This is a genomic window from Brevibacillus porteri, assembly GCF_003013475.1.
Taxonomy (GTDB): domain Bacteria; phylum Bacillota; class Bacilli; order Brevibacillales; family Brevibacillaceae; genus Brevibacillus; species Brevibacillus porteri.
The window spans coordinates 18,023-29,704 of record NZ_PXZO01000051.1; the positions used below are offsets into that span (position 1 = coordinate 18,023).

The following is an 11,682-nucleotide window of genomic DNA, read 5'->3' on the forward strand; positions in this document are numbered from 1 at the left end:
CAGAAAGCGGTGGAAAACGGATGGGTGAGTTCACGACCGGCATTCTTTATCCACGCAAATACGAACCGAAAGTACTGATTGCCTTATCCAAGACAGAGCAGCCATACTTCCACAGAAACGTCAACATCGACTGGAATGCATTTTTCCTGCAGGATGAGTGGCTGGAAACCTCCACGACGCTTGATTTTTTGCTGAGACTGTCCAAGCAATTCGTACCCCTCCTCTGGTTTCATGACGCTGAGGACAACGGCTGGGGCTTTCGTTTGTTCGATGCAGGCTACGAGGTTGCGTCAGCGACAATCAGCTACTCGCTCGATGTAGAAATGGCGGAAGCCGAGTTTGGCAGGCTTTATCCAGAGATTGACCTGCAGGAAGGAATCGTAGAAAGCGAGGACGTTCGGCAGAAGTATGAAGACATACTGGAGAGGGTAGTGCGTTCGGAGTTGTATCGGCGCGAGGTAGGTAAAGGGATCACACGTATCAAGCCGCAGTCATTTGGTCGGATCGTGGGTCCGAAGCAGATTCAGCAGTTACGTTCCCTTTTTGATCTGCAGTTGTTGACGAACGTCGATGACGACACAGGAGCTTCACTGTTGTACGACTCGGTTGACCTGTTCAAAGAAATTTTGGGAATCGAAGAGATGGTATGGGTGAACTATGCGTATTTAGCAAGCGGAGGCAGAGAGTAGGGAGTAACGAATAAAGAGAACAAAAGCCCAGTGCATCATCGCACTGGGCTTTACACTGCCGCTTACTTCTTTTTCCACTGTCCAAAAATTTCATCCACATCGAGCAGCATGATCAGCTTGTCGTTCAAACGGGCAATGCCGTGCAAATACTTGCCCTCTACACCAGCGATAATCGGTGGTGCAGGCTCGATCAAGTTCTGCGGAATATTCATGACCTCCGAGACCGCATCTACGATAATCCCGATGTTCAACCCATCCATCTGCAAATCGACAAAGCGAGTATCATCCGTTTGCTCCAAAGGTTCCAAATCAAACATTTTCCGCAAGTTGATTATCGGTAAGATCCGCCCACGCAGATCAATGACTCCTTCGACATAAGGTGGAGATTTTGGAAAACGTGTAATGGGAAGTGGTTTGATAATCTCACGTACGAGTGAAATCGACAGTCCGTAATATTCATTCCCCATTTTAAACAAAATCTGTTGGTCAACAGCTACTTCTGCCTCCAAATCATTGCTTCTTTTCGTCAATTCCATGTGCACTATTCCTCCCCGAACCGCTTTCCATGTCTTTACCCATATTGTACCATGGACAAACCTATTCAGGACGTTTTTTTGTGACAGGCAAAGACTTATGAACTAGTTTCAGGGGATGATCTGCAAGGATGCGAGAACAACAATGGTCATGCTGACTCCAAAGTAACAAAAAAAACAGACCGACAAGCGTCAGGCTCGTCGGTCTGTTTTCTTGATTATGGTTCACGAAGGTCGTTCAATGAGATTCCTTGCTCAAGCGCGAAATCAAAATCATCCACATCGTAAAATTGAACAGGCACGATATATTCCAATATCCGATCCTGATAATCAGGCTGGTCTGTGAGAAGTGGGACCTCAAACTTCATGGCCGTCAATAATAGCTGTGTCTCTACGGGATCAAATATCTCCCCCCACATGGCGTTGTCCTCCACTTTTACGACCGTCAGTTTCACACCGTTCGGAAAAGAAAAGGGAACCTTGGACCATGGGGCTATCAGTCCTTTTTCCATTCGCTTGCGATTGAATGGATCGGCAAAAAATTGGCTCATTTCTTTCATAATCCGCCGGACATACTGATCATCAGCAGAGTAGGGCATGATAGGTTCAGGACTCTGGATAAATTCGTCCAATTCATAGATTGTCGACGCGGGTATCAGATATTCTACTGGTTGCGATGGGACCATCAACTCCCCGTAGATAGCCAACATGATCGCTTCTATAACGAATTGTTTCGACATTTCGACAACCCTCCTCGTTACCATCATACAAAAAATCAGGGGCACCGTACAAGGGTGGCGAGTAGGGCTCAAAAAGTTCTGGGAGGGTGCATCCTTTGTTTGAATCTGCCTTTTTTTCGTCGCTGCTACTCATCATTACCATCAACCTCGTATTAAGTGGAGATAATGCCGTGGTCATTGCCATCGCTTGTCGGAAGCTTCCTATCGAACAACGAAAACGAGCCATATTGTGGGGGACGTTTCTTGCTATCATCGTACGCGTGATCGCTACGATTCTTGCTGTTTATTTGCTGAAAATCCCGTATCTGTACATGATCGGCGGAATTATCCTGCTATGGATCAGCTACAACCTGTTACGCGAGGACGAGCGAGAGGAAGCAATCAGCTCGAGTGAAGACTTGGTTCAAGCGGTCAAGACGATTGTGGTGGCAGATGTGATGATGGGACTGGATAACGTACTCGCCATTGCAGGGGCAGCGAAAGGAGATATCGTCCTCATCGTGCTGGGCCTTTTGATCAGTGTGCCTCTCATGATTTTTGGCAGCCAGCTCATTCTAAAAGCAATGGAGCGCCTTGTATGGCTTGTTTATATTGGTTCAGGTGTCCTGGCTGTAACAGCGGTGAATATGATTCTAATGGATGATACGATGCATGAGTGGATCGCGGGGAGGGCTTGGCTCGAATATGCGATCAAAATTGGATTGGTCGCTCTCGTGTTAGTTGCGGGATATTTGCAACGTACGAAAACACCACGTACCCACGCATGAAAAAACTGAGATGAATAATAAATCTCAGCTTTGTCGCGGGCCTATAAGGTTTTGACGATCGTCACGCTCATCCATTCTTTATCGTAGAGATCGACTTCATAGGTGGAGGCTACTTCAGATCCATCTTCATTGGTAAGAATACGGATCGTCGGTCGATTCACTGCCAATGGATTCACTTTGGAAACGACCCCGGTATGCCCTGTACTCAGCATTACAGTTGAAGCAATTGGATAAATAGCGACGTGCTGCAGGAATAGCTTGAGCAGGTCGAGGTCAAAATAGGTGTTTCCTGTAGCGAACAAATACTCGGTAGCATCACTCGGCGAGTAGCTTTTCCGAAATGGGCGCGGGGAAACCAAGGCATCGTAAACATCAGCGATTGCCACGATTCGTGCATACTCGTGAATGTTTTTCTCACAGAGCTGACGGGGATATCCTGTTCCGTTGTATCTCTCGTGGTGCTGCAACGCACAGTGTGCGGAGACGACCGAGATATTATGTTGATTCCGCAAAATATTGAAGCCTTCTTCGGTATGGTATTGGACACGTTGTCGTTCTTCTGCGCTTAACTCTGTACGCATGGTCCAGAGCTCCTTAGGAACCTGTGTCATGCCGATGTCGAACAAAAGCGCACCAATGCCCAACTCCATCATCTGTTGTTGGTTGTAGCCTTTGGCCATCCCTACCACACCAGACAGAACGGCGACATTGACTGCGTGGTGAAAAAGGTAACCATCCAATACGTGAAGACTGGATAGGTTGACCAAGATATCTTTACGACTGCTCAAATCTTGAAAGATTTCCCGAAAAACCTTTTGAAAACTGCTCCCGAAATCAGGTACGGACGTACGGCGCTTGATCTGCGGCTGATCCATGAGGGTGGTCATCGTTTTGTACACGGCATCCACGGCTTCTTTACGCGTCTCATCGCGGATTACATCTTCCGGCATGATATCTTCTGTGTGCTTGTCTTGAATGTAAAGGGTATCAATTCCCAATTGAACAAGCCGTTCAATATATCGAGGGGTTAGTTGTACCCCGATCCCCAACAAAACGTTCCCATTTTCCTGGAACACGCTCTTGGCGATGACATCGCCAGGCTTTACCGAAGTAATATGCAATTTTCTCACAACGAAAGCCCCAGTCCTTTTATGGTGGAATGTAAATAGTCCTGATTTTCAGTCAGTTCATATAGTACCATTTTATCACAGTAGAACATGGGGAGACTACCGCTGTTGAGGTTATTCTCTTAATTGTCATTTTTTTCCGTATAAAAAACACGATTATTGCTCGGCTGCGCGATCTGAACGTGTAAACCAGCGGAAAGGGTTGAGTGACCAGCGAGGTTCGTAGCGGGCATAGCGCTCCTTGCGACGAGTCAAGCGCTGCTGCATGAGATCCAGTTCAAAAGTAACACGACGCATTTCCAAGCGAAGGGACTCTTGCATTTCTTCTATATCCGCAATTTTTTGCAGAATGGTCGATTGCATATGATTCATAGAGGAGAGCTGTGTGAGCTCCTGCTGAAATTGGACGAGTGTCTCGTGGACAGTCACTTCCACTTCTCGCATGCCTGTTCCCAGCTTGTTTGTGGCGCTAATCGTAACGGCGGTTTCTTCTGCACCTGTGAGTTCTTCTTCCAGGAGCATTTCCTCGGACAGACGTCCTTCTTCTATCAGTTGGCGCTGAATATCTTTTAACGAGCTGTTGCCGCTGTCTTTTCTTTCCTTTACTTCCTTGAGCAGTTCAAAGCCTGCTTCGCTGATCAAATAGTGACCCTGCGGATTTTTCAGACGTTCCTGTGCAGGTACGAACAAGTCCAGCCAGTTACGCAGTGTACGAACATGCACATCAAGGCGATCAGCTACCTCTTTTGAAGCCATCCAAACTTGTACATCCATCCAGAATCACTCCTTTTTTTCCTCTCGGTATTCCCGGTGGACTCATTATAGCACCAAAATTTTCCGGGTAAGAGAGAATCGACAAAGGTTCTAAAAACTAGTGATCTTTCGTCCGATTCGGACAGATCGTCGTATTTTGTCAAATTTGGTTGACTGCTCATAATGACCGGGACAGGCGCGTACATATGGAAGGAGAAACCATGTTTTTGCTCGTTGGGTGAGGAGAGGACCGGATGATGCAATCTGTTTTCTGGATTGTCCTTTTGACTGCTGCCTTGGCGAGCAGTATCGGGGGACTGCTGTTGTGTTTGCGTGCCTGGTCATCCGAGGCATTGTTTGCGATGATCAGTGCGGGGGCTGGGCTACTGCTGGCAATTACGCTGCTAGATTTGATGCCACATGTCTTTTCTGACAAGAGCTTGTGGTTGATGCCATTTGTGCTCGTTGGCTTTGTGATGCTTTTTGCTCTGGAACTAATCAGCAAGTCTAGCGGAGAATTTGGCTCCACGGGAATCATTGGGGTCATGACAGGTTTTTTATTGCATGCATTTGTCGAAGGGGTCTCATTAGTCGCTAGCTTGCAAATGGATTCAGAAGTAGGGGTATCGGTGTTGGTGGCGATGCTGCTGCACAAAATTCCGGATGGGGTGACCATTGCCTCTCTTTTGCTGGCAGCGACCAACTCGAGAAAGAAAGCATTTTGGGGGGCGACATCCCTTGGAATCGCGACGATCGCAGGAGCTCTCAGTTTTGGCTTTGCCGAGCAAATGTTTCCTTCGAATTGGTCTGGCATTATGTTGGCCATGACGACTGGTATCTTTTTGTATGTATCCGCTAGCCATCTCGTCCCTTATATCGGACAAACCAAAAAGGCACAGTACGGAGTTTATTTTGTTGGTGCCATGGCCGTGTATTTGATTTTGTCTGCCTTTTTACACGCGAACCACTTGCATGCATAAAAGGTCCCATTCCTAGCCAGTCTAGTCTGGAGGAAGGGAGTGTGGACTGACAGTATGAACCATCAAGAGCAATTGCAAACAGACGATCTCTTGCAGTCACTGACTGAATTCCCGGTCATGGGGACATCGTTGAATCCATTGCAGGAATCGTGGGCTTCCTCTGAAGCTCTAACTGCGCTAACCGATCAGGCCGGAAGTACCGATTAAATGTTTTTGTACGGCCCCTCTCGTTTATCCCCTCGTATCCATGGACAAGATCGGTTATAATGCAGGGGAATAAGTTGGGAAAGGGGCAGATACATAATGAATACATTGTTGCAAGGAAAGAACATCGTCATCATGGGCGTAGCAAACCACCGCAGCATTGCCTGGGGAATTGCGCAATCCTTACATAATGCTGGAGCGAATCTGATTTTTACGTACCAAGGGGAGCGTCTGCGTGAAAACGTGGCGGCACTCACGGAAAAATTGGGAGTAGAGTCGCTGTTGGTAAATTGCGATGTCACGAAGGATGAGGATGTCGAAGCGGCTTTTGCTGTGATCAAAGAAAAAGTGGGCGTTATTCACGGTCTAGCGCACTGCATCGCGTTTGCGAAAACCGAAGAGCTCGAAGGTGAATATGTCAACACATCCCGTGAAGGATACGCACTGGCACAAGACATTAGCGCATTCTCCCTGGTAGCAGTTGCTCGTGCTGCTCGTCCTTTGATGACCGAGGGCGGAAGCATCGTGACTTTGACGTACCTTGGCGGTGAGCGCGTGATTCAAAACTACAACGTAATGGGTGTAGCCAAAGCTGCGCTTGATGCATCTGTTCGTTACTTGGCAAACGACTTGGGCAAAGAGAACATTCGTATCAATGCGATCTCTGCTGGTCCAATCCGTACGCTTGCTGCAAAAGGCATCCGCAATTTCAACGCCGTGCTGAAGGAAATTGAGGAAAAAGCGCCATTGCGCCGCACGATTGACCAATCGGAAGTAGGCGACACCGCTCTCTTCTTGTTCAGCAATCTCTCCAGAGGAATCACGGGTGAAATTCTGCACGTCGATGCTGGCTACAGCATTATGGGCGGCTAACCAGAAGCAAATTTCCCGAAAAAGAATAACAGGCCCCTGTTTCTCGCATACTATACCCAAAATGCGTGAAAGGGGGCCTGTTTTTTATGTTTCCATTAATTACGAACATGGAAGAATTCTTGATTTATATGGGTGGCGGTTTTCAGTACTTACCTGCCCATCTCGGCGATGAAGCGGGAGGTGCGGGTCTTTCGTCCGAATCGCTCCCGGGGGATACCGATACACAAGCTGTGACGGGCACGGGTAATCGCGACGTATAGGAGACGACGTTCTTCTTCAAGAGCACCGGAGCCGCCTTTTCGCAGCTCATCCAATGTGTACTCATGAGGAAGGGCACCTTCTACCAGATCGGGCAAGAAAACGTGGTCGTATTCGAGACCTTTTGCCCGATGGATACTTAAAACATGAACAGCTTCGTCCGGGAGTGGTCGCATCGTGCGCCACTCTTTTTCTTGTCGGGCCATTTGATCGATATAAGCCAAAAAATCGCTGATTGTCGCATGACGCTTGGAGGCTGCCAGTATTTGCTGCAGCTCATCGCTCCAACGTTCCCGGCCATCTTCCCGGTCTTTCGCCCGTTTTTTTAGATAGTCGCGCAGCTTGCCATCCTCAAAGATGAGCTCCAATGCCTGAGCGGGTGGAACGTCCTTGCACGCGGTGAGAATCTCATTGATTTGCTGCATGTGCTTACGCTGATACGGTTTGAGCTGTGTCAAATGCGGAAGAACGTGCAGAATCGGCTTGTCCTCGATGATTGCTTGGCTGCGCAAGGCATTCCACATTTCGGCTGAGATATAGAGAGTCGACAATATTTCTTTAAGCGCATCGGTGTCATCCGGGTTTAACGCGAGCCGTAAGTAATTCAGCGTCCAGCGAACCGTCTGGCGTTGGTAAAAGGAATCCTCCTCTTGGGTGTAATGAAAAGGAATCCCTGCTTCGCTCAGACGCTCTAAAATGGGGCGTGCAGATTCATTGGTGCGGTACAAGATCGCGCATTCACCCAAAATGGCTCCTTGCTCACGACGATGGATAATTTCATCGACGATCCGGGAAGCTTGTTCTTCTTCGTCTTCCGGCTCGAATAAATACGTGTCGCCTTCCTCGCGATGAAAGGACTGACATTCCTTTGCCCAACGCTCCCGGTTGTGACCGATCAGCGAATAGCCAAGACTGACAATCGAGGAATGGGAACGGTAGTTGACCTCGAGTGTAAATGTCGATGCCTTCGGGAAGTCTTTGGTGAAGCCCAAGATGTACTGGGGGTCACTGCCGCGAAAGCCGTAAATGGACTGATCGTCATCCCCGATGACACACAAATTGTTTTGTGGAGCGGCTAGCAGCTTGACTGTCTCATACTGAATGCGATTGATATCCTGAAACTCATCGACCATCACATAGGTGATACGTTCCTGATAACGGCGCAGGAGTCCTGGATCATCGCGCAGCATTTCGTAGCAGCCAATGAGCATGTCGTCAAAGTCAAACCAATGATGCTTTTTCTTCGTGGCCTCGTACAGAGGATATAGCTGGATCGCCCGTTTTTCTGCATCGTTCGTTGCTTCCCGATACGCGACCTCATGGGGGAGGATGTATTCGTTTTTCCAACGGCTGATAATGCCGAGTGCTTCGGTGATCTCTGTTTCTTTTAACGTGGCAAGGTCATCATGACCGAGCAGTGCGCCAGTCTCGCGCATCAATCGCCATTTTTGCCAATCCTTTTTCAAGAGGCGCTGCTGATCCCAGCGTTCTGGCTGGTGATGCAGGAGCATTCGGTAAAAGATGCTGTGGAACGTACCGGCAATCAGCTCACGTGCTTGTCCAGCGGGTAGCTGCCGGGCAATGCGCTGACGGATTTCATCGGCGGCTTTGGTCGTAAAGGTCACGACCATGATTTGATTCGGCTTTACGCCCAACTCACAGATCAAGTGAGTCGTGCGAGCCGTCATAACGCGCGTCTTGCCACTTCCGGCTCCGGCGAGGATGAGAAAAGGTCCCTCGGTAGCGTGCACCGCTTGCTGTTGTCCCGGATGCAGCGGTTGATCACGCATTTGCTCAGCCATGTGAGAGATCGTCTTCTTCGGCATCAAGCGTTTGCGGAAAACCGGTGGCTTCGGAGCTGGCGGGGGAGGCGTCGTGCTCGTGCCAATCGTTCTCTTTTTCGGAAGGCGAAAGGAGCCGATGGTCGTTGTATCTACTTCGTCTATGGATGCGCTGTGTTCCTTGGTTGAGAAAGCGAGTGGTTCTTTCGTGTTGTCGTCGCTGTCGCTGTGATCCTTTTCGGCCGTAGCAGTCAAGACAGCCTGAAAGGCAGTGGCAGCCGTCTCGTTAATCGCTTGTAGCGAATCGAGAGGAGCAGGACCATTTTCCGTCAGAAGCGGGCACTCTGCTCCTTCAGGATGGAAGAAATGCGGCTCAAAGCTGATGCCAGCATGAAGACGAAGCGCTGATGCACAGGCTGGACAGCGTACCTTGTCCTGCCGGGCAGCCATGCGCCAAAACGGTATGCGGTTGTAGTTCTCTGGTAGCAACAGGATGGGTTTGTTGTCTAGTAAAGCGTAGTTCATCATGACACCTCGGAAACAAGAAGTGCCCCCTGTCGGCAGGGGACACTTGCCATTATGGTTGTTCTTTTCGATTAGGAGTGCAGCGACACGATGTCCTCCGGGACAGCGGACGAATCTTCTGCTCCCAAATACGTGATGCTCACCCGTGTGATGCGATGGTTTTCCAGTTCACTGATCGCAAAAAGATAGCCTTGGAATGTGACGGTTTTGCCTTTCGCGACCTCTTCATTTAACTGGCTGTAGAGCCATCCGGCAATGGTATCGACTTCGTCGGAAACGACTTCAATCGATATGTAATCATTCAGTTCTGTCAAGAGAGTTTTGCCGGAAACCGAGAGCGTATTGCTGGAGCTTTCTTCAATTTCAGGGCGCTCATTTTCATCGAACTCATCCTGAATATCACCGACGATTTCCTCCAAAATGTCCTCCATCGTTAACAGCCCTGCTGTACCTCCGTATTCGTCAATCACGATGGCGAGCTGGGAGCGGCGTTTTTGCATTAAGCGCAAGACATGGCTAATTTCCATAGACTCCGGAACCGTCAATAGAGGGCGGAGAAAATCATTTAGCTCAGCCTTTCCTGTCGTCAACGCAGAGAGGTAAAAATCTGAGGTGTGCACAAAGCCAATCAGCCTGTCCTTATCCTCATGGGCGACGGGAAAGCGTGAATGGCGAGACTCTCTCATGATTTCGAGGTTTTCGTCAAACGTGTTGTCGTCGTAAAGGCAAATCATATCAATCCGTGGGATCATAATTTCCCGGGCAAGACGTTCGGAAAACACGAAGACATTGTCGACCAACGCCATCTCGGTCTGGTCAATGTGACCACTTTTATGACTCTGATTCATGAGAAGGCGGATTTCTTCTTCTGTATGAGCAGATTCGTTTTCGGTGGCAGGCTCGATTCCAAGGCGTCTGATCAGTAAATTGGCTGCTCCGTTTAAAAACCAGATGAGCGGATAGCTCAGCTTGTAGAAAAACATGAGTGGTGCAGCAGTCCATAGGGAAGTGGCCTCCGCTTTTTGGATCGCCAAAGACTTGGGCGCAAGCTCTCCGAAGACGATATGTAAAAATGTGATAATAGCAAAGGAGATTGCAAGTGAGGTCGGACCGACCAAATAAGTTGGGAAATGAAATAATGCCATGACGGGCGCGACGTAATGGGCGACGGCAGGTTCACCTACCCAGCCTAACCCCAATGAAGCCAGCGTTATTCCGAGCTGGCAGGCGGACAGATAGGCGTCGAGCTCTCGCGTGACTTTTTGCGCGTAGCGGGCACTTTTGTTATTGCCTTCACTGACGAGCTGGGTCAGACGTGTTTGGCGAACTTTTACCAACGAGAATTCTGCTGCGACGAAGAAGCCGTTCAGAAGAACCAAAAATACCACGAGCAGCAGATTCAGCGTAATCTCTCCTATCGGACTCTCCAAGCACACCTCCGCCTCCCGCAGTGCGAAAGGTGGAGAATTCACCTCCGATACGATAATGGTATTTTACATGTACGACCAAAAACGGATAAATATTCGATCTAAAACCTGCAATGGATATGCTTTTCATGAGCCATGCCTCAGGTTTTCTTGTTACTCGTAAGTATACCAATAGGTCAACCGAACAGTCAAAACGTTCCGATTTGAATGAGCCCATTCTTAGGCAATGCTTGGACATACCTGCTTCTTTCTGATCATAAATATAAACGAGCACGGTCCAAGGAGGGGAGCAACGTGTACTGGCTGCAAAAAAGTGTAGCGATTCTCACAGGAAGCGTGCTTCTAGGCATAGGAGTCAATCTGTTTTTGGTTCCGCACCGCCTGATGGACGGGGGCATGATTGGGATCGGTTTGTTGGCGACGTATTACATGCAGATGCCTCCGGGTCTCGTGATGATTTTGGTAAGTATTCCTGTGTATGTCATCGTCTTTTTTTATGATCGCAGATTGTTTTTTCACAGCTTTCACGGCATGCTGATTTCTGCTTTCTTTATAGATATTCTCTCGGATATGCGTGGTTGGAATCTATGGTCAACATCCTTTTCCGCAATTACTGGCGGCGTGTTAATTGGCATGGGGATCGGTTTGATGCTTGCCTACGAGACGAATACGGGCGGGACAGACCTGCTCGCGCAATTTCTTGCCAGACGATACAAACTGCGCATTGCCTTGCTGATTTTTCTAATCGATGGGCTGATCGTACTCGGCTCGATTCAGACGATCGGGATGGAGAGAATGATTTTCTCTTTGCTGACGATCGTCGCAGTGGCAGCGACTACGCATATGTTCAGTGGACTCGGACGACCTTTACCACCGTATACGATCATTGGCCCGCTTCTTTCGCGCAAAATGGATGGTCGCTCGTCGCGACTCTATGTAAACACGAACAAGAGAAATAGGAACGGGGAAGGGGAAGGCGATATTTTGGAGAAAATAAATAGGAAAAGGATGAAATGAGGGAGTGT

Annotated in this window: 12 protein-coding genes; 6 read left to right on the forward strand and 6 right to left on the reverse strand. The window is 48.7% G+C overall.

Going from position 1 to position 11,682, the window contains the following annotated elements:
• The first annotated feature begins 20 nt into the window (after nucleotides 1–20).
• Nucleotides 21–689 carry a hypothetical protein gene (locus tag C7R92_RS23735; protein WP_106835867.1) on the forward strand — a complete coding sequence of 223 codons (669 nt, stop codon included), beginning with the start codon at nucleotides 21–23 and terminating at the stop codon, nucleotides 687–689.
• A gap of 62 nt (nucleotides 690–751) precedes the next feature.
• Here the strand turns inward: C7R92_RS23735 and C7R92_RS23740 are convergent, their stop codons facing one another.
• Together C7R92_RS23740 and C7R92_RS23745 are read right to left on the reverse strand one after the other, a co-directional pair.
• Nucleotides 752–1,225, reverse strand: coding sequence for a chemotaxis protein CheW (locus C7R92_RS23740; RefSeq protein WP_069851389.1), 474 nt, complete (start codon nucleotides 1,223–1,225; stop codon nucleotides 752–754).
• A 215-nt stretch (nucleotides 1,226–1,440) separates the two neighbouring features.
• On the reverse strand, nucleotides 1,441–1,962 hold the full coding sequence (locus C7R92_RS23745) for an ADP-heptose synthase (RefSeq protein ID WP_106835868.1): 522 nt from the start codon (nucleotides 1,960–1,962) through the stop codon (nucleotides 1,441–1,443).
• 86 nt (nucleotides 1,963–2,048) lie between these two features.
• On the opposite strand from C7R92_RS23745, the gene C7R92_RS23750 reads away from it, so the two are divergent.
• Nucleotides 2,049–2,729 carry a TerC family protein gene (locus C7R92_RS23750; protein WP_106835869.1) on the forward strand — a complete coding sequence of 227 codons (681 nt, stop codon included), beginning with the start codon at nucleotides 2,049–2,051 and terminating at the stop codon, nucleotides 2,727–2,729.
• Nucleotides 2,730–2,770: 41 nt separating this feature from the next.
• On the opposite strand, the gene C7R92_RS23755 is transcribed toward C7R92_RS23750, so the two are convergent.
• Both C7R92_RS23755 and C7R92_RS23760 read right to left on the reverse strand, forming a co-directional pair.
• Nucleotides 2,771–3,859: an HD-GYP domain-containing protein gene (locus C7R92_RS23755; protein WP_069851387.1), complete on the reverse strand. Its 1,089-nt coding sequence runs from the start codon at nucleotides 3,857–3,859 to the stop codon at nucleotides 2,771–2,773.
• A 153-nt stretch (nucleotides 3,860–4,012) separates the two neighbouring features.
• Nucleotides 4,013–4,630: a MerR family transcriptional regulator gene (locus tag C7R92_RS23760; protein ID WP_017250323.1), complete on the reverse strand. Its 618-nt coding sequence runs from the start codon at nucleotides 4,628–4,630 to the stop codon at nucleotides 4,013–4,015.
• A gap of 233 nt (nucleotides 4,631–4,863) precedes the next feature.
• Here C7R92_RS23760 and C7R92_RS23765 point away from each other — a divergent pair, with 233 nt between their 5' ends.
• From C7R92_RS23765 to fabI, 3 genes are all read left to right on the forward strand, one after another.
• Nucleotides 4,864–5,589 (forward strand): ZIP family metal transporter, encoded by a 726-nt coding sequence (locus C7R92_RS23765; RefSeq protein WP_017250322.1) that lies wholly within the window; start codon nucleotides 4,864–4,866, stop codon nucleotides 5,587–5,589.
• Between the two features lie 39 nt (nucleotides 5,590–5,628).
• On the forward strand, nucleotides 5,629–5,796 hold the full coding sequence (locus tag C7R92_RS32075; RefSeq protein ID WP_017250321.1) for a hypothetical protein: 168 nt from the start codon (nucleotides 5,629–5,631) through the stop codon (nucleotides 5,794–5,796).
• Between the two features lie 96 nt (nucleotides 5,797–5,892).
• Nucleotides 5,893–6,666: an enoyl-ACP reductase FabI gene (gene fabI / locus C7R92_RS23770; RefSeq protein WP_106782677.1), complete on the forward strand. Its 774-nt coding sequence runs from the start codon at nucleotides 5,893–5,895 to the stop codon at nucleotides 6,664–6,666.
• Between the two features lie 149 nt (nucleotides 6,667–6,815).
• Here fabI and C7R92_RS23775 read toward each other — a convergent pair whose 3' ends face one another.
• Together C7R92_RS23775 and C7R92_RS23780 are read right to left on the reverse strand one after the other, a co-directional pair.
• On the reverse strand, nucleotides 6,816–9,230 hold the full coding sequence (locus C7R92_RS23775) for a UvrD-helicase domain-containing protein (protein WP_069851502.1): 2,415 nt from the start codon (nucleotides 9,228–9,230) through the stop codon (nucleotides 6,816–6,818).
• Between the two features lie 71 nt (nucleotides 9,231–9,301).
• Nucleotides 9,302–10,666 (reverse strand): hemolysin family protein, encoded by a 1,365-nt coding sequence (locus C7R92_RS23780; RefSeq protein WP_100169700.1) that lies wholly within the window; start codon nucleotides 10,664–10,666, stop codon nucleotides 9,302–9,304.
• 285 nt (nucleotides 10,667–10,951) lie between these two features.
• On the opposite strand from C7R92_RS23780, the gene C7R92_RS23785 reads away from it, so the two are divergent.
• Nucleotides 10,952–11,674 (forward strand): YitT family protein, encoded by a 723-nt coding sequence (locus C7R92_RS23785; protein WP_106835870.1) that lies wholly within the window; start codon nucleotides 10,952–10,954, stop codon nucleotides 11,672–11,674.
• Nucleotides 11,675–11,682 lie beyond the last annotated feature (8 nt).